The 21,453-nt window shown below is 54.1% G+C and carries 19 protein-coding genes and 1 tRNA gene; 12 read left to right on the top strand and 8 right to left on the bottom strand.

Going from position 1 to position 21,453, the window contains the following annotated elements; translation table 11 throughout:
- Window positions 1-23: 23 nt before the first annotated feature.
- Window positions 24-530, bottom strand: a complete 507-nt coding sequence (gene mug, locus AWR26_RS03170; RefSeq protein ID WP_064563520.1) for a G/U mismatch-specific DNA glycosylase — start codon at window positions 528-530, stop codon at window positions 24-26.
- Between the two features lie 126 nt (window positions 531-656).
- Between mug and AWR26_RS03165 the strand changes: the two genes are divergently transcribed.
- Window positions 657-732: transfer RNA gene (locus tag AWR26_RS03165), tRNA-Ile, on the top strand.
- A 594-nt stretch (window positions 733-1,326) separates the two neighbouring features.
- Window positions 1,327-2,271 (top strand): hypothetical protein, encoded by a 945-nt coding sequence (locus AWR26_RS03160; RefSeq protein WP_064563518.1) that lies wholly within the window; start codon window positions 1,327-1,329, stop codon window positions 2,269-2,271.
- Window positions 2,272-2,314: 43 nt separating this feature from the next.
- Here the strand turns inward: AWR26_RS03160 and AWR26_RS03155 are convergent, their stop codons facing one another.
- Window positions 2,315-2,707: a winged helix-turn-helix transcriptional regulator gene (locus tag AWR26_RS03155; RefSeq protein ID WP_064563517.1), complete on the bottom strand. Its 393-nt coding sequence runs from the start codon at window positions 2,705-2,707 to the stop codon at window positions 2,315-2,317.
- A gap of 98 nt (window positions 2,708-2,805) precedes the next feature.
- Between AWR26_RS03155 and AWR26_RS03150 the strand changes: the two genes are divergently transcribed.
- The gene (locus AWR26_RS03150; RefSeq protein ID WP_064563516.1) at window positions 2,806-3,525 is read left to right on the top strand and encodes an SDR family NAD(P)-dependent oxidoreductase; all 720 of its coding nucleotides are present in this window, start codon (window positions 2,806-2,808) and stop codon (window positions 3,523-3,525) included.
- 240 nt (window positions 3,526-3,765) lie between these two features.
- Window positions 3,766-4,935: a hypothetical protein gene (locus AWR26_RS03145; protein ID WP_064563514.1), complete on the top strand. Its 1,170-nt coding sequence runs from the start codon at window positions 3,766-3,768 to the stop codon at window positions 4,933-4,935.
- A 35-nt stretch (window positions 4,936-4,970) separates the two neighbouring features.
- Here the strand turns inward: AWR26_RS03145 and AWR26_RS03140 are convergent, their stop codons facing one another.
- The gene (locus tag AWR26_RS03140) at window positions 4,971-5,741 is read right to left on the bottom strand and encodes a siderophore-interacting protein (RefSeq protein WP_064563512.1); all 771 of its coding nucleotides are present in this window, start codon (window positions 5,739-5,741) and stop codon (window positions 4,971-4,973) included.
- A gap of 235 nt (window positions 5,742-5,976) precedes the next feature.
- Here AWR26_RS03140 and AWR26_RS03135 point away from each other — a divergent pair, with 235 nt between their 5' ends.
- Window positions 5,977-6,498, top strand: coding sequence for a PadR family transcriptional regulator (locus tag AWR26_RS03135; protein ID WP_064563510.1), 522 nt, complete (start codon window positions 5,977-5,979; stop codon window positions 6,496-6,498).
- On the opposite strand, the gene AWR26_RS03130 is transcribed toward AWR26_RS03135, so the two are convergent.
- Both AWR26_RS03130 and AWR26_RS03125 read right to left on the bottom strand, forming a co-directional pair.
- On the bottom strand, window positions 6,495-8,057 hold the full coding sequence (locus AWR26_RS03130; protein WP_064563508.1) for a methyl-accepting chemotaxis protein: 1,563 nt from the start codon (window positions 8,055-8,057) through the stop codon (window positions 6,495-6,497). The genes AWR26_RS03135 and AWR26_RS03130 overlap by 4 nt on opposite strands.
- Before the next feature lie 446 nt (window positions 8,058-8,503).
- Window positions 8,504-10,024, bottom strand: a complete 1,521-nt coding sequence (locus AWR26_RS03125; RefSeq protein ID WP_064563506.1) for a methyl-accepting chemotaxis protein — start codon at window positions 10,022-10,024, stop codon at window positions 8,504-8,506.
- A gap of 431 nt (window positions 10,025-10,455) precedes the next feature.
- Between AWR26_RS03125 and ygjG the strand changes: the two genes are divergently transcribed.
- Window positions 10,456-11,835: a putrescine aminotransferase gene (gene ygjG, locus AWR26_RS03120; RefSeq protein WP_074922557.1), complete on the top strand. Its 1,380-nt coding sequence runs from the start codon at window positions 10,456-10,458 to the stop codon at window positions 11,833-11,835.
- Window positions 11,836-11,922: 87 nt separating this feature from the next.
- Here the strand turns inward: ygjG and lsrG are convergent, their stop codons facing one another.
- Window positions 11,923-12,216 (bottom strand): (4S)-4-hydroxy-5-phosphonooxypentane-2,3-dione isomerase, encoded by a 294-nt coding sequence (gene lsrG, locus AWR26_RS03115; RefSeq protein WP_043956467.1) that lies wholly within the window; start codon window positions 12,214-12,216, stop codon window positions 11,923-11,925.
- The gene (gene lsrF, locus AWR26_RS03110) at window positions 12,213-13,100 is read right to left on the bottom strand and encodes a 3-hydroxy-5-phosphonooxypentane-2,4-dione thiolase (RefSeq protein WP_064563504.1); all 888 of its coding nucleotides are present in this window, start codon (window positions 13,098-13,100) and stop codon (window positions 12,213-12,215) included. Before lsrF ends, lsrG begins: the two co-directional genes overlap by 4 nt.
- Window positions 13,101-13,239: 139 nt before the next feature.
- Here lsrF and lsrK point away from each other — a divergent pair, with 139 nt between their 5' ends.
- Entirely contained in the window at window positions 13,240-14,814 is a 1,575-nt protein-coding gene (gene lsrK / locus AWR26_RS03105) for an autoinducer-2 kinase (RefSeq protein WP_064563502.1), read from the top strand.
- A 157-nt stretch (window positions 14,815-14,971) separates the two neighbouring features.
- Window positions 14,972-16,993 (top strand): NADPH-dependent 2,4-dienoyl-CoA reductase, encoded by a 2,022-nt coding sequence (locus AWR26_RS03100; protein ID WP_064563500.1) that lies wholly within the window; start codon window positions 14,972-14,974, stop codon window positions 16,991-16,993.
- 91 nt (window positions 16,994-17,084) lie between these two features.
- Here the strand turns inward: AWR26_RS03100 and rlmG are convergent, their stop codons facing one another.
- Window positions 17,085-18,212, bottom strand: a complete 1,128-nt coding sequence (rlmG, locus tag AWR26_RS03095; RefSeq protein ID WP_064563498.1) for a 23S rRNA (guanine(1835)-N(2))-methyltransferase RlmG — start codon at window positions 18,210-18,212, stop codon at window positions 17,085-17,087.
- Between the two features lie 70 nt (window positions 18,213-18,282).
- On the opposite strand from rlmG, the gene AWR26_RS03090 reads away from it, so the two are divergent.
- The 4 genes from AWR26_RS03090 to AWR26_RS03075 all read left to right on the top strand — a co-directional run bounded on the left by AWR26_RS03090 (window position 18,283) and on the right by AWR26_RS03075 (window position 21,418).
- On the top strand, window positions 18,283-18,774 hold the full coding sequence (locus tag AWR26_RS03090) for a M48 metallopeptidase family protein (protein ID WP_007369996.1): 492 nt from the start codon (window positions 18,283-18,285) through the stop codon (window positions 18,772-18,774).
- Between the two features lie 69 nt (window positions 18,775-18,843).
- Window positions 18,844-19,323 (top strand): Lrp/AsnC family transcriptional regulator, encoded by a 480-nt coding sequence (locus AWR26_RS03085; RefSeq protein WP_007369995.1) that lies wholly within the window; start codon window positions 18,844-18,846, stop codon window positions 19,321-19,323.
- Window positions 19,324-19,573: 250 nt separating this feature from the next.
- Window positions 19,574-20,188 carry a YitT family protein gene (locus AWR26_RS03080; protein ID WP_064563496.1) on the top strand — a complete coding sequence of 205 codons (615 nt, stop codon included), beginning with the start codon at window positions 19,574-19,576 and terminating at the stop codon, window positions 20,186-20,188.
- 36 nt (window positions 20,189-20,224) lie between these two features.
- Window positions 20,225-21,418 carry an amino acid aminotransferase gene (locus AWR26_RS03075; protein ID WP_064563494.1) on the top strand — a complete coding sequence of 398 codons (1,194 nt, stop codon included), beginning with the start codon at window positions 20,225-20,227 and terminating at the stop codon, window positions 21,416-21,418.
- Window positions 21,419-21,453: the final 35 nt, after the last annotated feature.

The following is a 21,453-nucleotide window of genomic DNA, read 5'->3' as shown; positions in this document are numbered from 1 at the left end:
GAGCCTTTTTTATTTCCGTCGCGCTACAGCCCTCTCGTCACCAGCGCATCATCCAGTTCGCGGTAAGCGGCGACCAGTTTATCCAGCGTCGCGCGATTTAACCCACTGGGATTCGGCAGTACCCAAATCTGCGTTACGCCGATGCTCATCGTCTGCTTGCCCCAGTTAGCACCTCTGACGCTGAATGCCTGCTCGAAAGCCTGCTTACCGAGGATCGCCAGCGCCGCAGGCTGATACTCTTCAATTTTCAGAACCAGCTCTCTGCCGCCAGTACGCAGCTCATGCAGCGCCACTTCGCTGGCCTGCACCGTCGGACGTTCCACCAGCATGGTGATGCCACAGCGCGTATCCAGCAGATGCCTCTCCTCTTCCGGTCGCAGCAGCCTGTCGGTAAAACCGGCCTGATGGATCACCTTCCAGAAACGGTTGCCAGGGTGCGCAAAGTGGAAGCCAGTATGGGCGGAAGATTTGCCCGGATTAATACCACAAAACACCACGCGCAGCCCGGGAGCGAGAATATCATTGATCATAGTTATCCCTGGTCAATTGTCATAAATACCAGTATAAGAGATTGAAAATCCGTTGTTTATAAAAACATCAGCCAGTATATTCTTGCTGGATTGCAGGGGTAAGTTACTTTATAATCCCCCCGCTATGGCCCCTTAGCTCAGTGGTTAGAGCAGGCGACTCATAATCGCTTGGTCGTTGGTTCAAACCCAACAGGGGCCACCAAATTTTTCCTTATAAATCCTGCATTTAAGCCACCTTTACCGGTGGCTTTTTTGTTTTTTAAATCCTTTGTGTCCGAAAGGTGCCGCTCAAGCTTTTGACAATCCCAACCACTCTGCCGTTTCTATCGCTATAGCTACGGTCGCAGAATGGCACAGCGCTTTTCCTTCCCGATGAAGCCATCACTCAAGCGACAATATTTTCCATACAGTGTCTTCAGAAGATTAATAAGACTCGTATCTCTTCACATGAGAATAACGTGTGACCGGAGCCAACATAAACAATTAATCAAAGCCTTATTAAAAAGAATTATTCTCTGCACTATAATTTCCTTAATAAATTATCTTCCTGATATATCTTAATAGAAATTATCAGACATGAATATAATGAAAAACGTGGCAGCAACTATTAATAACCACTATCACATACGCTAGAATAAATTTTATAGCACTGTCTGGATTGCTCCAGCGGCGTGAATTATGGGTTATTTTTTCATGAGCCATGTTATAAGGCGGAAACGGATAATGTATCGCTATAATGCATTTAGCTATCCGTGTTGAGATAACCTCTTATATAAAATATATCCAGGATGATTCAATGAAGAAAATGATTTTCGGTAACAATACCCAGTCAGGACATTCAGCCAGTAAACCTGAATTTAAAAATGGTCTGGAAGCTGCAACAGCAATAACAAACGGAATGCCAAAACAAGGTTATCTGTATATCCCTTTTGCCGCAGAGGATCTGGTTGATCAAAGTCTTGGCTTAAATTTACTTCGTCACCTTAAAGGGAAAAGGCTGTACCCTTTAATTGCACCAAATCAGAAAATTCTAATCGAGATGGAAAGACTACGGGCGGTGGAGATCACGAAATTAACGGAGCAAATAAATACCATCAGCGATAAATTGCAGGATGTAGATAAGTCTTTGAAAAATGAAGCTGGCTGGAATGCTGAAACTTTAAGGAATAGGGTTTCACCAGAAGTATTCGATACATTTACGACAGGTATCGCAAGATTATCGCAGCAACTGTCAGTATTAAAGAAAATGAGTTTCATACATAAGCCATTGAGCCAATTATCGTCGGTAAGAGATAAATTATATATCCTTGGGCACGGAGCGGCCGGAAGAAACATATTGGCAGCAGATCAAGCAGCGACTCTGGGGCAGATGACGGCAAAAAGCCTCGCGGAGCAATTACACTCATGCGGGCTACCCAAAACATTCTACGATCTGCGAATAACGGCCTGCTTCAGTGCAGATTCAATCGAACCGTTCTCATTTGAAGCCGACGAACTGGATGAAACGTCCGGAACGGTTAGCGAAAAAAGGAGAGGAATAAAAGGAATATTCAAGCCCCTGAAAGACACAAATCCCCTTGCGCTCACAATAAGTAAAGAAATGAAGCGTCTCGGTTACCACAATATTCGGGTAACGGGCTACCACGGTGCAGGGGTAACATACAGCCCTACGGAATTCAGGGCGCGCAGGCTTGAGAGAGGTACGGATATTCGCCGCTCACTGGTCAGACGTACTTTTTGATATGTTTGTTCAGGGGCGTTCCGACAAGCAGAACGCCCCCGTTTCAGGACGCTAATGCTCTTTCAGCCTCTGCAGATTTTTGATCATACTCATCCTGCGCCGCCGTCAATTGCGGCCCATATTCCAGCGCCCAGCGATACAGTGCCTCAAATGGCTGTCGAAGTGATTCGCCAAGCGGCGTAATACGGTATTCAACACCCACCGGCATTGTCGGCAACACTTCCCGGTGCACCAGCCCGTTGCGCTCCAGCCGTTTCAGAGCGTCGGCCAGCGCTTTATGGGTGATACCATCCAGTCTGCGGCGGATCTCATTGAAACGAGAAGGTTTTGTACACAGCACAGTCAGGATCAAAATCGACCATTTATTGGTGATGTGCTCAAGTATCGGGCGCGTTTTGCCCACATTTCCTAAAGCGCAGTCATCGATTTTTGTCATAGCGGTATATCCAATGATATCTAATATAAATAAAGTGCGTAATTGATACTAAATATAAAACTTATATCATCGATTTTCCACTCAACAGGAGAATCATCATGAACAGACTGCACAACAAAACGGCCCTCATACTGGGCGGCGCAAAAGGAATTGGCCTGGCGATAACCCAGCGTTTTGCCCAGGAAGGCGCGACGACATGGTTTACCTCTCGTCGCGAGGAAGAGTTAAAAAATGCCGCCGCTAAAATCGAAGGAGATGCGCTGCCGCTACGTGCTGATGTCAGCCAACACAGCGAACTGGCGCGCATAATGGAAAATATTCCGCAACTGGATGTGCTGGTGATTAATGCCGGCATGTCAGAGTACGCCACTCTGGAACAAGTTTCAGAAACACACTTTGAAAACACCTTCGGGTTGAATGTCCGCTCGCCGCTATTTGCCCTGCAAGCTGCGCTGCCGCTGCTCAAACCCGGTTCCAGCGTGGTGCTGATAGGGTCGATTGCCGATGTTATCGGAACGGAAGGTTATGGTGTTTATGGTGCCAGCAAAGCCGCACTGCGCTCTCTTGCCCGAACCTGGACGCGCGAACTGGCAGCCAGAGGTATTCGCGTTAACGTCGTTGCACCCGGCCCTATTGATACCGAAATGATGGCTGCGGCATCGGAAAATGTTCGTCAGGGCTTAACACAGGCCATTCCGCTGGGTCGCATGGGCCAGCCGGAAGAAGTGGCCAACGCCACGCTGTTTCTTGCCAGTGACGAAAGCAGCTATATCGCCGGTGCCGAGATTTGTGTCGATGGCGGGTTAACGCAAGTATAAAGGATCCTTTCAGGCCGCAAAGCATGCCAGCGGCGTGGCCTGAAAGCCGCAATGCGCGCACTTTTTCACGTATTTCGCCGATTTAAGCCCCCATAAGCGCAATTTTCACAGAAACACTAACGCATTGAAATATGTCCCATGTAATATGGATGCAGACTATTGCGAGATTCACATCTATAGTCCAGATTTGATGAATAACCACACCCCTTAATAAACTCTTAAGCGCTTTGACGAAACGCCATGAACAAACCTATAAAACGGCTTGAAATCATCAAATACGCCATCGAACTGGAGGATGACGGCATCATCCTCAGTCAGCTTCCTTTGTTGAAAAATGAAGTTACGGATCCGGAGTTAGCGTTTATCGTCCATGCGCTTGAAGAGAAGAATTACAGCGAAGCGATGCGCGCTATAACCTCCTGGCTGCAAAACCAGCGTTCCGTCGTGAGCTGGCAGGATCCGCTGGTGGCCGCCAGCAAGCTGGAACTGAAAGCGCTGGAAGAACAGCTGCGCGAACTGATTGATAAACGCAACGCGCGCATCCAGTTGCTCGACGAGTTCAACGATCTCTATTTAACCCGCCTCGGCCCGCTGATGTCGCAGATCCTGCGTCTGCGCAAAACCCTGGCGGAAGCCGCCGTTCGCCGGCAGGAAGCGGAAGCGCGCCGTCGCGAAGCGGATTATTTGCGCTGCCAGAAGTATCTGTCGCAGGCGGTGGAAGTGCTGGTTACCTTGACGCAGCGCTGGCAAAGCATGCCGCCGCACTCCTTGCAGGCTGCCGAAGCACGCAAACATCTGCAACAGCAAAGCGAGCTGATCGCCTCGCTGCTGGCCGAAGCGCAGGAGCTGGAACGCGGTCTGACGCGTGAAGAAGAACCGGCACGCCAGGCGCGTGACGAAGCGCGTCAGGAATACGAGAGCTATCAGGAACAGCAGCACGATGCCGAAAAACGCTTTAGCTTCGAGCAGAAGATGTCAGAGGATGAGCGTCACGAGCTGAAGCGCCTGTGGCGCCAGGCCAGCAAACTCTGCCATCCGGATCTGGTGGACAACGATTTTAAAAATGAAGCGCACAGCATAATGGTGCAGCTCAACCAGGCGCGCCAGCGCGGCGATCTTAGCGCTATCCGCGCTATTCTGACCCGCCTGCAGAAAGGGCTGGAACCGCTAATGGCCAGCGATCGTTTAAACGATCTGCAGCGCCTGCGTCAGCGTATTGCTGAAGTGAAACAGCATATCGCCAGCCTGATTGAAGAGCTGGCAACGCTCGAGAAAGAGGAATCCTGGCAGCTCGTATCGTCGCTGGGCGATCGGGAAACCTACTTCCGCCAGCAGGAAAAAGCGCTGGGCGAAATTCGCCAGACGCTGGAGCAGCAAGTCAGCGAAGCCGAATACGACGAAGTGGCCTGAAAGCAGCAAGCCCGGTGAAATACCGGGCTTCGTCATTATTTCTTGTGCCAGTACGCCTGCGCGCGCACCCGTTGCTGATCGATATTGTCGGTCGCATAGCGCTCCATCAGCGATTTCACCACCTCACCCTCCCCGGTCAGCCAGATGAAATAGTCCTCATCGGCGATGGTCAGCGAAGCCAGTTTATCGTGCAGCGCTTGCGGGTTATGACCAACCACCCATTGAATATCAAAGCCGCTCAGATGCGCCAGATAATCCTGATACGCCGCATCGGCAACCGTCACCACTGCCGTCACTTTCGGGCGAACCGCGAGCAGGCTTAGCGCTTCCAGACGGCGGCGCAGCGCAGGCATACCGGATTCATCGCACACATAGAGTTGCCAGGCGTAATCTTCCGGCACCACCAGCGAACCGCGCGGCCCGCCAATCGTCAATGTATCCCCAGCCTGCGCATTCACCGCCCAGTGGCTCGCCACGCCGCCGTCGTGAATATAGAAATCCACTACCAGTTCGTGCCGGCTGGCGTCATAGATCGGCGTGTAATCGCGGGATGCCGGGCGCGGTCCGTCGCCCCAGACGATGCCTTCGTCAGTCACCGTCGGCGGTACAAAGTGCGATCCCGGCTGCGGAAAGAAGACTTTTGTGTGATCGTCAAAACCGCGCGACGTAAAGCCTTCCAGCTGTTCACCGCCCAGCACAATGCGCTGAAAACCACTGCCAGCGCGTTCCGTGCGCAGAACAGTTAACTCGCGAAAGCGCAGTTCATTGCGTACGCGTTGGGGATAACGTGGAGAATGAGTTGTCATAATCGGCCTTCGTGAAAGTGAATACGATATATCTAAATGTTGTGCAAATGATAATGATTGTTGATTGCACAGAAGACAAGGCATTTTTATGATATAAATACAGGGAAAGCACCGATTGCCAAAGCATGAAATAATTTCTTTTATTATCAATAAAATAAAAAAACACTCACTCCAGCACTGTCTAAATAATTAATTTAGATATAAATTAGATATATCAATTTATCAGGAGTACAGCATGCGCCATCATCACGAGCGGGCCGACCGCGAACACCCGCACCACGGCGGTGGACGACGCCAGCGCTTTTTTGGTCACGGTGAGTTACGTCTGGTCATTCTCTACTTACTGAGCACAAACGCCAGCCACGGCTATGAGCTGATCAAAGCCATTGAATCGCTGACTCAGGGCAACTACACGCCCAGCCCTGGCGTCATTTACCCTACGCTCGATTACCTGCAAGAGCAGGGTTTCATTACCGTTGGCGACGAAGAGAATGGGCGCAGAACTATTGCGATAACGGCGCAGGGTTTGCGCTGGCTGGAAGAGAGCCAGGCGCAGATTGCAGAGATTCAGGAACGCATCCGGGTGCGTAACGTCGGTTATCAGCTGCGCAGAAACCCGCAAATGAAGCGGGCGCTGGATAACTTTAAAGCGGTACTGGATTTACGGGTGAATCAGGGGGAACTCAGCGCCGCACAGCTGAAGCAGATAATTGGCATTATCGACCGCGCGGCGCTGGATATTTCACAACTCGATTAAGCCATTTCTGGCATATCACGCAGACGGAAAACCTGAACCAGTTCGCGCAGATGCAGCGCCTGATCGTTCAGCGCCGCCGCCGCCGCAACTGATTCCTCCACCAGGCTGGAGTTCTGCTGGGTGGTTGAGTCAATCAGGCCAATGGCGCTATTAATCTGCGAAATGCCATCGGTCTGCTCGCGGCTCGCCTGGCCGATCTCACGCAGGATCACATCCATCTCCTGCACGTTGCTCACCATACCGTTAATCAACCCGCTGGCTTTTTCTACCAGCGCCATCCCTTCACGGGTCTGGCTGGTTGAATTTTCGATCAGATGGCGGATCTCATTCGCCGACGAGGCGCTTTTCTGCGCCAGTTGACGAACTTCGCCCGCAACCACCGCAAAACCGCGCCCATGTTCGCCTGCACGCGCAGCTTCAACCGCTGCGTTCAGCGCGAGGATATTGGTCTGGAAGGCAATGGAATCAATCAGGTTGATAATGTCAGACATCCGGTTTGAAGTGTCGTTAATGACGCGCATCTTCTCCGTGACCTGCTTCATCATCTCGCCGTTATTTTTCACTACCGTCGCCGCGCCCGCGGAAAGCTGCGTGGCTTCTGACGTGTGATCGGCGGTATTTTTTACCGTGGCGGTGATTTGCTCCATCGACGCTGCGGTCTGTTCCACCGAGCTTGCCTGTTCTTCTGTTCTGGCCGCCAGATCCTGGTTACCGGCAACAATCTGCGCCGCCGCGCTGGAAATGCTCTCCGAACCGTTCTGCACCTGATGAACAATTTCTACGAGGCGCTCTTTCATCTCCATTAATGCCTGTAGCAGAACCCCCGTTTCGTCGCGGTAATGTGAGTCGATCGAACGGGTCAAATCGCCATTAGCAATGGCTTCTGCGAAGGTGACAGCCTCACGCAATGGGCGCGTGATCATCCGTACAATGATCCAGCCAATCAGGCTGCCGAAGCCAATGCTCAACACCGCAAGCAAAATGAGGATCAGGCGGTTCGCGGAAAAATCGTGCTGCACGACCTCACCAGCCCCTTTCATCTGCGCATCCTGGATAGCAATCAGTTCCAGCACCTTTGCTTTGTAGGCATTCTGGATATTCACCGTGTTGCTCATCATCTCCTGTATCGCAGCCGCGCGATCGTTATTTTTCACGGCATCGAGAATACGAAAGCGAGAATCAAGGTACTGCTGGCGTACGGTGCGGATTTCAGCAAGGATTTTCTGTGATTTGTCATCATGCAGGTTTTTCGCCAGATCTTCGAGCAACGCGCTAACGTGGCTGCTGATCTCAGAGAGCTGCTTCTGCGACTCGGCGGTCCACTTCCCTTCGCTATCAAGTAGCATCAGTTGCTGAATGCTGACAAAAGAGTTGAAGTTATCGATCAGCTGATTGGCTTTAACAGTGGTTGGATAGTCATCACGCACGATTTCCTGCATTCCATTATTTGCGCGATCAAGGCTGGAGAGTGACATCGAGGAACTCACCACCATCAACACAATAAAAAAGCCGAACGCCAGAAATAATTTCGTGCCTATTTTTACATTATGTAAAAACATATTTTCTCCATGGGTTTGATTATTTTACCGACGAAAGTGTCGGGCGCTTAACCCTAAAGGCCCGCTTAAGTCCCTGGCGCAAATTAAACATATGCAGCCAAAACACGTTATCGGTAACCAAATCGCTAACTTTATGAGTTTGATCGTTTTTTTAATTATTTATTGATAGATCTGATAGTTAAGAACTATTAATCGCTGTTTATCGATCGTTATATTCGCGAGAAGAATGATTTGCGCAGCACATATTAATGCTGCTTAAAGAGGTTTAATTTGTGGTTAAGTAGAAGGGCGTTAAATATATTAATACTTCACATTGAGAACTAAAATTAATAATATTTTAACAAAAAATAAGAAATATCCTTACATATTCGTACTGTATTTATTCTTTAACAGATAAAAAAACCGCCACAGTATTGCATGGCGGTTTTTAATATAGAAACAAAACATTAATGCAAGACGGATACGGCATCCTGCAGGCGACCAGCACGATGTTTCACCATCGCCGAGACGGTAGCACTTTCCTCTACTAAACCGGCATTCTTCTGGGCGATGGCATCCAGCTCAGCCACCGCGCGCGTCAGATCGGAAAGCCCCTCAACCTGTTCGGAAGTGGATCGGCTAATCTGCCCAATCAGCGACGTTACGTTCTTCACCTGGCTGACAATATCTTCCATCGTACGGCCAGCGGCATGCACCTGCTCATAACCAGACTGCACTTTGCTGGCACTGGCATCGATAAGCTTACGGATGTCGTTTGCCGCACTGGCGCTGCGGCTGGCGAGATGGCGAACTTCACCCGCCACCACGGCAAAGCCCTTGCCCTGCTCCCCGGCCCGCGCCGCTTCTACCGCGGCGTTCAGTGCGAGGATATTGGTCTGAAAAGCAATGTCGTTAATCAGCGTCGTAATGGAGCCAATACGTTGCGTGCTATCGGCAATCTCATCCATGGTTTTGACCACGGTCTCCATCGCTTTACCGCCGTGGGTTGCCGCGCTGCTGGCGGAACTGGAGAGCTGATCGGCCGCCGAAGCGGTTTCCGAGTTAGTTTGCAGCGACGCCGCCATCTGGCTCATCGTCGCCACCGTCTGCTGCACATTCACCACGGTTTGGCGGGTGCGCTCATTCAAATCATCATTGCCTTTCGCCAGCGTCTCGCTGCCGCTAAGCACACTGTTAACCTGGCCAGAAACATCATTGATCAACCAGCGGCACATCAGCCCAAGCTGGCCGATGGCGCGCAACGTCAGCCCGAGTTCATCGCTACGGTTCAGCGGCTGTATGCTGTTGCTCTCGCCGGTAGCCACGCTGAGCGCCTGCCGGGCGACATTCTCCGCCGGGCGGACAATCTGCCACTCAACCGCCATACAACCCACCAGCATCGCCAGCGTGCCGATCGCCAGCGCCATCCCGCCTGCGCCGCTCAGCCACAGCCCGGCCATCTGCGCAATCCACAGCAGCGACATCACGCTGCGCGTACGCCAGCGCAGCGACAAGGAAGCGAGTTTTCCCCACCATCCTTTGCTGATCACCAACCCTTTATGCACCCGTTTATTACAGCGCCCTTCATTCAGCGCCTTATACAACGGTTCAACCGCGGCAATCTCCTCATCGGTCGCCTGGGTACGAATCGACATATAGCCGATAGTCTTACCGTTGCGCACCATCGGTACGGCGTTAGCGCGTACCCAGTAGTGATCGCCATTCTTGCGGCGGTTTTTCACCACCCCGCTCCACGGTTCGCCCTGTTTGAGGGTGTACCACATATCGGCAAATGCCGCTTTGGGCATATCAGGATGCCGCACCACGTTATGGGGCTGGTCGAGCAGTTCGCCCAGGGTGTAACCGCTGGCATGGATAAAAGCGTCGTTCGCGTGAGTAATGTAGCTTTGCTGGTCAGTCGTTGACATCAGAGTTGTATCAGCATCCAGCATAAAACGCTGCTGGCTGACATAAGGAGGAGAAGACATGGTTGCGTCCTGTGCGGGTTATATTGCTGTTAAAAATTGATGCGAATGTTATTTCGGCGATAATGAATTTATCTTTAGATGTTAAATTTGATTTAGATCGCAATTCGCAATAAAACCCTGGTTTTTATGGGTTCGTTAACTCTCTGATTTTAATAGTTTCACTATGTTACCACTAAACAGCGTTAACATAATTGCTCCATCATCGCGCATTAAGCGCACCATATTGGCGCAACGCCGCGCTAACCCGGCTAAATAAGTACAACTTTTAATCACAAAAGATACAAAATATTAACGTGGCGGCATGATTAAATTTTGTACGCCTGCGTTTTCACCTGGTGTTTATCCCGATTTCATCTGCCCACGCCGATGTGGCGCAATCCCTGCAATAATTAAATCGGTATCATGTGATACGCCAGCCCCCGGAGGCCATTTTGAACAGGTTACCTTCCAGCGCATCAGCATTAGCGTGCAGCGCTCACGCCCTGAATCTCATTGAGAAGCGAACGCTTGATCATGAGGAGATGAAAGCATTAAACCGAGAGGTAGTGGATTACTTTAAAGAGCATGTCAATCCGGGGTTTTTGGAGTACCGCAAATCTGTTACCGCCGGCGGGGATTACGGAGCCGTAGAGTGGCAAGCGAGCAGTCTCAATACGCTTGTCGACACCCAGGGACAGGAGTTTTTAGATTGCCTGGGTGGTTTTGGAATATTTAATGTGGGGCACCGTAATCCAGTTGTGGTTTCCGCCGTACAGAATCAACTCGCCAAACAACCTCTTCATAGCCAGGAACTGCTTGACCCACTGCGGGCGATGCTGGCCAAAACGCTGGCGGCCCTTGCGCCAGGCAAACTGAAATACAGCTTCTTTAGTAATAGCGGGACGGAATCCGTCGAAGCCGCCCTGAAACTCGCCAAAGCGTACCAGTCGCCGCGCGGCAAATTCACCTTCGTTGCGACCAGCGGCGCGTTCCATGGCAAATCATTAGGCGCGCTGTCCGCGACCGCAAAATCGACCTTCCGCAAACCCTTTATGCCGCTGCTGCCGGGCTTTCGCCACGTGCCGTTCGGCGATATCGAGGCAATGCGTACCCTGCTTAGCGAATGCCGTAAAACCGGCGACGATGTGGCGGCGGTGATCCTGGAACCTATTCAGGGTGAAGGCGGCGTGATCCTGCCGCCGGTCGGTTATCTGCCGGCGGTTCGCAAGCTGTGCGACGAGTTTGGCGCACTGCTGATCCTCGACGAAGTGCAAACCGGCATGGGCCGCACCGGTAAAATGTTCGCCTGTGAACATGAAAACGTGCAGCCGGACATTCTGTGCCTCGCCAAAGCGCTGGGCGGCGGCGTAATGCCGATTGGCGCGACGATCGCCACGGAAGAAGTTTTCTCTGTGTTGTTTGATAACCCGTTCCTGCACACCACCACCTTTGGCGGTAACCCGCTGGCCTGTGCGGCCGCGCTGGCGACCATCAATGTGTTACTGGAAGAAAACCTCCCGGCGCAGGCGGAGCAGAAAGGCGATATGCTGCTGGATGGCTTCCTGGCGCTGGCGCGCGCGTACCCGGATTTGGTACACACCGCGCGGGGTCGTGGCATGCTGATGGCAATCGAATTTGTCGATAACGAAACGGGCTACAACTTCGCCAGCGAAATGTTCCGCCAGCGCGTGCTGGTTGCCGGAACGCTCAACAACGCGAAAACCATTCGCATTGAACCGCCGCTGACACTGACCATTGAGCAGTGTGAGCAGGTGCTGAAAGCGGCAGGCAATGCGCTGGCAGCGCTGCGGGTAGCGGTAAACGCTGAGTAATTCGGTGCCCGGTAGCGTCTGCGCTTACCGGGCCTGCAAATCACCCATGCCGGAGAGGCAACGGCGCTCTCCGGCATTTTTTTGATGCTATTCCGGCAGCAAACCAATAAAACTGCGTTTTTTGCGCGGCTCGGACATCAGCGTCTCCAGCTTCTCTACGCACGCCAGGTAATGCGGTGTCTTCTTATGTGCCTCAACGGCCGCATCATCCTGATAGGCTTCGTAAATAAAAAAGCGGGTCTTCACTTTCGGATCCTGCAACACATCAAAACGCAGATTGCCCGGCTCGCGGATTGCGCCTTCATGATTGGCGCGAAACACGTGCAAAAAATCCTCCACGCAATCGGGTTTAATATTGATTTCCACCAGCGTCACATTCATGGTTGCTCTCCTTGTTTTTCTTCCAGCCAGAACTGATAAGCCTCATGGGCGCTCATATTGTCGTGAACCACTTTTTTCACCGCTTTCAGCATGGCGAGCGGCGCGCTGGACTGGAAAATGTTGCGCCCCATATCCACGCCGGATGCGCCCTGATCAATGGCGCGGAAACACATCTCCAGCGCCTCCTGCTCCGGCAATTTCTTGCCGCCAGCAATCACAATCGGCACCGGGCAACTGGCGGTGACTTTTTCAAACCCCTGCTCCACAAAATAGGTTTTTACAAACTGCGCGCCCATTTCAGCGGCGATACGGCTGGCGAGCGAGAAATAGCGGGCATCGCGCGTCATCTCTTTGCCAACGCCGGTCACCGCAAGCACCGGAATACCATAGCGGCTCCCCGCATCGACAAGCTTGATAACGTTGCCGATTGACTGATGTTCATATTCGCTGCCGATATACACCTGTGCCGCTACGGCCGATACATTCAGGCGCAGCGCATCTTCCATCGCCACCGCGACGCATTCATGGGAAAGCTCTGTCAGCATCGAATTTCCGCCGGAGGCGCGCAGCACTACCGGTTTGTTGGTGGCCGGAGGCACCACGCTGCGCAAGATGCCCCGCGTACACATCAGCACATCAGTTTCACCAAACAGCGGCGCAAGGGAGAGATCGATACGTTCAAGCCCGGTAGTTGGCCCCTGAAAGTATCCGTGATCGAAGGCCAGCATTACCGTGCGATTGCTCTTCGGGTTAAAGATCCTTGCCAGTCGCGACTGCATGCCCCAGTCCAGCGCGCCGCAACCTTTCAGGGTAAAGGGCACATTCCGTTGCGGTATGCCAGGGCCAAAATCCTTCCCCTCTTTATGATCGTCCAGGTCCGCCATCTCTCCTCCCGCGCAAAGCTGTGATTGAACTGTTGATTTTGTGATTGAAGATTGTTCAAAAGCGTAGGCGCTGAACTATATTTTCGACCATACGAGGATCACAGTTTTATCTATAACGCTGGTCGAGGGGGCCAAACCCATGAGTTACCTGATGGCACTGGATGCAGGAACCGGCAGCATTCGCGCAGTGATCTTCGACTTATCCGGGCGGCAAATCGCCGCAGGCCAGGCCGAATGGAAACACCTGAGCGTCGAGAACGTTCCGGGCTCAATGGAGTTCGATCTCGACAGCAACTGGCAGCTCGCCTGTCAGTGCATCCGCAAGGCGCTGGATAGCGCAGGCCTGAGCGGCGCGGATATTCAGTCCGTCGCCTGCTGCTCAATGCGTGAAGGTATTGTGCTCTACGATCGCAACGGCGATGCCATCTGGGCCTGCGCCAATGTCGATTCCCGCGCCAGCCACGAAGTAGCAGAGCTTAAAGAGATCCACGACTGGCAGTTTGAATCCGAAGTCTACAGCGTCTCCGGGCAGACATTGGCGCTCAGCGCCATGCCGCGCCTGCTGTGGCTGGCGCACCACCGTCCCGATATCTACCGCAATACCGCGACCATGACCATGATCAGCGACTGGCTGGCGTCGCGCCTCTCCGGCTGGTTGGCGGTCGATCCTTCCAACGCCGGAACCACCGGCATGCTCGATCTCTTCACCCGCGACTGGCGAGCGGAGCTGCTGGATATGGCCGGGCTACGCGCGGATCTTCTGTCGCCAGTGAAAGAGACCGGTAGCCTGCTCGGCGAAGTGACGCAACAGGCGGCGCAAGAGTGCGGGCTGCGCGAAGGAACGCCCGTGGTTATGGGTGGCGGCGATGTACAGCTTGGCTGCCTCGGGCTTGGCGTGGTTCGCGCCGGGCAAACTGCAGTGCTCGGCGGCACATTCTGGCAGCAGGTGGTTAATCTGCCGCAGGTGCGTACCGATCCAGAGATGAATATTCGCGTGAATCCGCATGTGATTCCCGGCATGGTGCAGGCGGAGTCGATCAGCTTTTTTACCGGGCTGACCATGCGCTGGTTCCGCGACGCGTTCTGCGCGGAAGAGAAGCTGATCGCCGAACGTCTCGGCACCGACGCCTATCAACTGCTGGAAGAGATGGCCAGCCGGGTACCTGCCGGTTCGTGGGGCGTGATGCCAATCTTCTCCGACGCCATGCACTTTAAGCAGTGGTATCACGCCGCGCCGTCGTTTATTAACCTCTCCATCGATGCGGAAAAATGCAATAAAGCCACGCTGTTTCGCGCGCTGGAAGAGAATGCCGCCATTGTCTCGGCCTGTAACCTGGCGCAGATTTCACGCTTCTCCGGCGTGCAATTCGACAGCCTGGTGTTCGCTGGCGGCGGCGCAAAAGGGGCGCTGTGGAGCCAGATTTTAAGTGACGTTACCGGCCTTCCGGTACGCGTACCGGAAGTGAAAGAAGCGACCGCGCTGGGCTGCGCAATTGCGGCCGGTTTCGGTGCCGGGCTGTATGACGACATGGCGGCAACCGGCGAGCGGCTGGTGCGCTGGAGCCAGACCTACCTGCCAAACCAGGCGCATCGCGAGTTGTACGACAACATGATGCTGAAGTGGCAAAAAATCTATGCCGATCAGTTGGGTCTGGTCGATAGCGGGCTGACGACGTCAATGTGGCGCGCGCCCGGCCTTGCGGAAAAAGCCTGACGCCCCTCCTCATCCGGCCCCTTTCCCCCTGTGGGGAGCGGGGTCACTATTTTGAATTCCATCACAATCATTACCTCCCGCTTTTCCCTTTTTGACGGCGACGGCTAAAGTAGAACTCATCCGACCACATAACAATAATTTTACACTGGAAGCGCGCATGAGCCATTACCCGTCGTTATTCGCCCCACTCGATCTGGGCTTTACCACATTGAAAAACCGTGTGCTGATGGGATCGATGCACACCGGTCTGGAGGAGCGCCCGGATGGCGCTGAACGGCTGGCGGCCTTCTACGCGGAACGCGCCCGTCACGGCGTAGCGCTGATTGTGACGGGCGGAGTCGCGCCTGCGCTCTCCGGCGTGACGATGGAGGGCGGTGCCGTATTACAGGATGCCAGCCAGCTTCCGCATCACCGCTTGATCACCGATGCCGTGCATCAGGAAGGCGGCAAAATCGCGCTACAAATTCTGCATACCGGCCGTTATAGCTACCAGCCGCATCTGGTGGCACCCTCTGCACTACTGGCGCCGATCAACCGCTTTACACCGCATGCCCTGAGCCACGACGAGATCCTCGCGCTGATCGATGACTTCGCCCGTTGTGCGCAACTGGCGCAGCAGGCCGGTTACGACGGCGTGGAAATTATGGGTTCCGAAGGCTATCTGATTAATGAATTCCTCGCCGCCCGCACCAACCAGCGGGAAGATGAGTGGGGAGGCGATGAAGCCCGCCGCCGCCGTTTTGCGCTGGATGTGGTGCGTAAGGTGCGTGAACGGGTCGGCCGCGAGTTTATTATTATCTACCGTCTGTCGATGCTGGATCTGGTCGAAGGCGGCGGTACGCTGGAGCAGACCATCACGCTGGCGCAGGCAGTCGAAGCGGCAGGCGCGAACCTCATTAATACCGGCATCGGCTGGCATGAAGCGCGGATCCCGACGATCGCCACGCCGGTTCCGCGCGGAGCCTTTAGCTGGGTGACGCGCAAGCTGAAAGGGAAAGTGGGCATTCCACTGGTCACCACTAACCGCATCAACGATCCGCAGGTTGCCGAGACGATCCTGAGTAACGGCGATGCTGATATGGTGTCGATGGCGCGTCCGTTCCTTGCCGATGCCGAGCTGCTTTCTAAAGCGCAAAGCGGTCGCGCAGATGAGATCAACACCTGTATCGGGTGCAATCAGGCGTGCCTCGATCAGATCTTCGTCGGCAAGGTGACCTCCTGCCTGGTCAACCCGCGCGCCTGCCATGAGACGCAAATGCCGGTACTTCCGGCGATACGCAAGAAAAACCTTGCCGTTGTCGGTGCTGGCCCCGCCGGGCTGGCATTTGCCGTGAATGCCGCTGCGCGCGGGCACAGCGTGACGCTGTTTGACGCCCAGGCGGAGATCGGCGGGCAGTTTAATGTTGCCAAACAGATCCCCGGCAAAGAGGAGTTTTACGAAACCCTGCGCTACTACCGCCGCATGCTCGAACTAACGGGCGTGGCGTTATGCCTGAACCAGCGCGTTGATCCTTCGATGCTGATGCTGTTCGATGAGGTGATCCTCGCTTGCGGTATTGAACCGCGTATTCCGCCGATCGAAGGCATCGATCATCCTAAGGTGCTGAGCTACCTCGACGTGCTGCGCGACAAAGCCCCGGTTGGCGAAAGTGTGGCGATTATCGGCTGCGGCGGGATCGGTTTTGATACCGCAATGTATTTAAGCCAGCCAGGCGAACCGACCAGCCAGAACATTGCCGAGTTTTGCGTGGAATGGGGGATCGACACCAGCCTGAAGGAAGTCGGCGGGTTGCGCCCGGAAGGGCCGCATCTGGCGAAAAGCCCGCGGCGCATTGTGATGCTGCAACGTAAAGCCGGTAAGCCGGGAGAAAACCTGGGTAAAACGACTGGCTGGATCCATCGCGCTACGCTGCTGTCACGCGGGGTGAAAATGATCCCGTCGGTCAGTTATCAGAAGATCGATGATGCCGGGCTGCACCTGTTGGTTGGCGGCGAACCGCAACTGTTGGCGGTGGATAATATCGTGATCTGCGCCGGTCAGGAGCCAAAGCGCGAGCTGGCGGAACCGCTGCGTGAGGCGGGCAAAGTAGTGCATCTGATTGGCGGGTGCGATGTGGCGCTGGAGCTGGACGCTCGCCGGGCGATTGCCCAGGGCACCAGGCTGGCGCTGGAGATTTAATTGGCGGCTTCGCCTTACCCGGCCAGGAACAGCGGCAAATATCACATGCCTGATAAGCGAAGCGCCATCAGGCATGCGGTTCATTTAACCGTTAGCGCTTCTTACGCACTTTCACCGCTTTAAGGATCACGAATTTGTTGTTGGTCGCGATCGTTTCGCAGTTACCAAAGACGCGCTTCAGCTTGCGGAAGTAATCCAGGTGGCGGTTGCCGACAATGCGCAGCTCGCCGCCATATTTCAGGCAAAAACGCGCATCGTTAAACATCTGCCAGGCAATATGATCGGTGATGGCGCTTTGCTGATGAAACGGCGGGTTGCACAGCACCGCATCAAAACGATCCGGCTCAATCCCGGCGAGCGAGTTGTTGATCATAAAATCGCTGCGCGCGCTGGCTTCCGGGAGATTGCTTTCCACATTCAGCCGCGCGGATGCCACAGCCATTGCCGACTCATCAACAAACAGCACGCGGCCAGGATTTTGCGCCAGCAGTTGCAGGCCAATCACGCCGTTGCCGCAGCCGAGATCCACCATCTCGCCTTCTATCCCTTCCGGCAGATGTTGCAGAAAGAAGCGTGCGCCGATATCCAGCCCGCTACGCGAAAAGACATTGGCATGGTTATGGATAGTCCAGTCGGTGCCATCCAGCTTCCAGCTGGCGAGTTGCAACCCGCTGGCCAGCGCAGGCGCAGTAAAGGTGCAGTTGATCAAACGCGCCTTTTTCCATGCCAGCGTGGTTGTCGTTGGGCCAAGAATTTTTTCGAACAGCGCCAGCGTCGAATTATGAATATCGCGCGCTTTCGCCCCGGCGATAATCCGCGTTTGCGGCGTCACCACATCGCGCAGCGCGTGCAGTTGTTGCTCCAGCAACGCCAGTTGTTTCGGGACTTTGATCAGCACCAGCGCCGGGTTGGCAGGCAGCGGGCTAAGGCTGTCTTGCAGCGTGACGGCGTTTTCATCCATCGCATTGATGCGCAGATTATGCTGCGTTGCTAATTCGGCAATGTATGAATCATTAATGCAAACCGGGTGATGCTCCGCCAGCGCACAGGCCAGCGCACCGAAGCTGTCATTAAAGATCAGAACCGGGCCTTCGACCTCATTCACCTGTTGCAGCAGATATTCGTCCGCCGCGTCCCACGCCTGTAATGACGCCTCTTCCACGCCGACAGGAAAGCGGTCTAAAGTAAATGATTGTCCGTTTAACTCAACCTGGCTCATCGCCCCTCCGAAGTGCTAAAATTCGCGCGTTTTATCGCTTAATTATCCGGAGATGTAAACACATTTCGCCATGAATACGCTTACCTACCTTCAGGGCTATCCTGAATCCCTGCTGGCGCAGGTAACCACGCTTATCGAACAGAACCGGCTTGGCGAGGTGCTGCAAAAACGCTATCCGCTCAGCCACGACATCACCACCGATAAAGCGCTGTATCAGTACACGCAGGAGATGAAAAACCAGTATCTGCGTAACGCCGCGCCAGTTAATAAAGTGATGTACGACAGCAAAATTCACGTGCTGAATAATGCGCTCGGCCTGCATACGGCGGTTTCGCGCGTGCAGGGCGGCAAACTAAAGGCGAAAGCGGAAATCCGCGTAGCAACGGTGTTTCGCGAAGCGCCGGAAGCGTTCCTGCGGATGATTGTGGTACATGAGCTGGCGCATCTGAAAGAGAAGGATCATAACAAAGCGTTCTATCAACTCTGCTGCCATATGGAGCCGCAATACCACCAGCTTGAGTTTGATACCCGCCTGTGGCTGACGCACCTGGCGCTGAAATAATCCCACCTTTGCGCCGGGCAAAAAACTGGTAGTCTGTTAGCCACTCTTTTTTGCCCGCCAGGCAGACCTATGTACAACATTGATGATTTCGATCTGAAGATCCTGACACTGCTGCAATCCAACGGTCGTTTAACCAACCAGGAGTTGAGCGAACTGATTGGCCTCTCCGCCTCGCAGTGTTCCCGCCGCCGTATTGCGCTGGAGCAGGCGCAGTTGATTCTCGGCTATCACGCAAGACTCGCGCCGGATGCCGCAGGCCAGGAGATGCTGGGCCTGATCGAAGTGCGTCTGCTGAACCATACGCCGGAGTGCGTGGCGAGCTTTCATCAGATGGTCAGCGGCGTGGATGCGATCATTGACGCCTATAAAACGACCGGTGACGCGGACTATTTACTCAAAGTGGCAGTTGCCGATCTGCCGGGACTAAACCACTTAATTAGCGGCATCCTCGCGCAAAATAAGAGCGTCGCGCATCTGAAAACCTCGGTGGTGCTGAATCGCCTGAAAGAGAACGGGTTGTTGATGCCGGGCAGCAGCGCATTGCCCTGAAATGGGGCGTAACGCCTCTTTCTGGTGCACCGCAGTGATGAATTCATGCATAAATTATCACCGATACGCACGCATCACCCGAAAATAACGCCATATACGCACGTAGCGTGCAAAATCATCTTTTCGACATTTCAATATGTTAACGAGTGAGTCGGCGCTTTATCCACCGTTCGCACTTCGCAACCCCGCCATCTGGTGCATTTATTGCAGGTGATACTTATCTTTATCACTCAAACGATTGTGCACACTTATGGATAACGTCCTTACCCCAGATAAACTCGCCCATAGCTGGCTGGAAGATGCGCTGGCACTGCTGTTTGGCACGCTGATGATCTCATTTGGCGTTGTGCTGTTTCGTCAATCCGGCGCGCTGACCGGCGGGACGGCAGGGCTGGCGTTTCTGATCCACTACACCACTCATGTTTCGTTTGGCGTGGCGTTCTTCCTGATTAACCTGCCGTTTTACTGGCTCTCCGTGCGCCGCATGGGCGCGCAGTTTACGTTGAAGACCTTCTGCGCCGTGGCGTTGGTATCGCTCTTTTCCGATCTGCATGGCCGCTTTATTCATATCGATCAGCTCAACCCGTTCTACGCCACGCTGTTTGGCAACATCATGATGGGTATTGGTTTTGTGGTGCTTTTCCGCCATAAAGCCAGCCTCGGCGGTATGAATATTCTGGCGCTCTGGCTTCAGGAAAAGAGCGGGATCCGCGCCGGGAAATTCCAGATGGTGGTGGATGCCTGCATCGTCACCGCTTCGCTGTTTGTGGTGAATTGGCCAATGCTGGTGGTGTCGGTTGTTGGCGCGACCATCCTCAATTTGATTATCGCCATGAACCACCGCCCCGGACGCTACGCGGTGTAATGGATTGAACCTCTGACCAACCCCAGGAGTTGTAACGTGTTCCAGAATGTTGATGCCTATGCGGGCGATCCGATCCTCTCTCTGATGGAGGCTTTCAATCAGGATAACCGTGGCGACAAGGTCAATCTCAGTATCGGTCTTTATTACAATGAGCAGGCGATCATTCCGCGCCTCAAGGCCGTACAGCAGGCAGAAGAGCGCCTGCAAAGCCAGCCGCAAAGCGCCAGCCTCTATCTGCCGATGGAAGGTTTTGCGCCTTACCGCAGCGCAGTGCAAACGCTGCTGTTCGGTGAGTTACATCCGGCGCTGCGTGCCGGGCGTATAACCACCATCCAGACGCTGGGCGGTTCCGGTGCGCTGAAAGTGGGCGCGGACTTTCTGAAAAGCTACTTCCCGGACTCCGAAGTCTGGGTCAGCGATCCGACCTGGGAAAACCATATCGCGATTTTCGCCGGTGCCGGGTTCACGGTGCATAGCTATCCCTACTTTGATAACGCCAGCCGCGGCGTCGATTTCGCAGCCATGCTCGCCACGCTGAAAACGCTGCCGCCGCGCAGTATCGTGCTGTTGCATCCCTGCTGCCATAACCCAACCGGGGCGGATCTGACGCGTAACCAGTGGGATCAGGTCATTGAAGTGCTTATTTCCCGCGAACTGATCCCGTTCCTCGACATCGCCTACCAAGGCTTTGGCGAGGGGCTGGATGACGATGCCTATGCCATTCGCGCCATTGCCAGCGCCGGTTTGCCTGCGCTGGTCAGCAACTCGTTCTCGAAAATCTTCTCGCTCTATGGCGAGCGCGTCGGCGGATTGTCAGTGGTATGTGAAGATGCGGACGCCGCCGCCCGCGTACTTGGGCAGCTTAAAGCCACGGTGCGGCGCAACTACTCCAGCCCGCCGAATTTCGGCGCACAGGTGGTTTCACTGGTGCTGAACGACCCGCAACTCAATGCACTCTGGCGTACTGAAGTGGAAGCGATGCGTAGCCGTATCAGCGAAATGCGTCACGCACTGGTGGCAGCACTGAAAAGCGCGTTACCGCAGCAGGATTTCAGCTTCCTGCTAAGCCAGCGCGGCATGTTCAGTTACACCGGTTTTAGCCCTGAGCAGGTGGAAAAGTTGCGTGAACTGTTTGGCGTTTACCTGATCGCCAGCGGCCGTGCTTGTGTGGCCGGTCTGAACCATCACAATATCGCCCGCGTGGCGCAGGCGTTCGCCGCCGTTCAATAAGCCCTGGCGGGTTCCGCAAGGACGCGGAACCCGGT

The sequence above is a fragment of the Kosakonia oryzae genome (assembly GCF_001658025.2).
Classification (GTDB): domain Bacteria; phylum Pseudomonadota; class Gammaproteobacteria; order Enterobacterales; family Enterobacteriaceae; genus Kosakonia; species Kosakonia oryzae.
The sequence above is the reverse complement of the archived record's forward strand: the minus strand, read 5'-3'. Positions and strand labels throughout refer to the sequence as shown.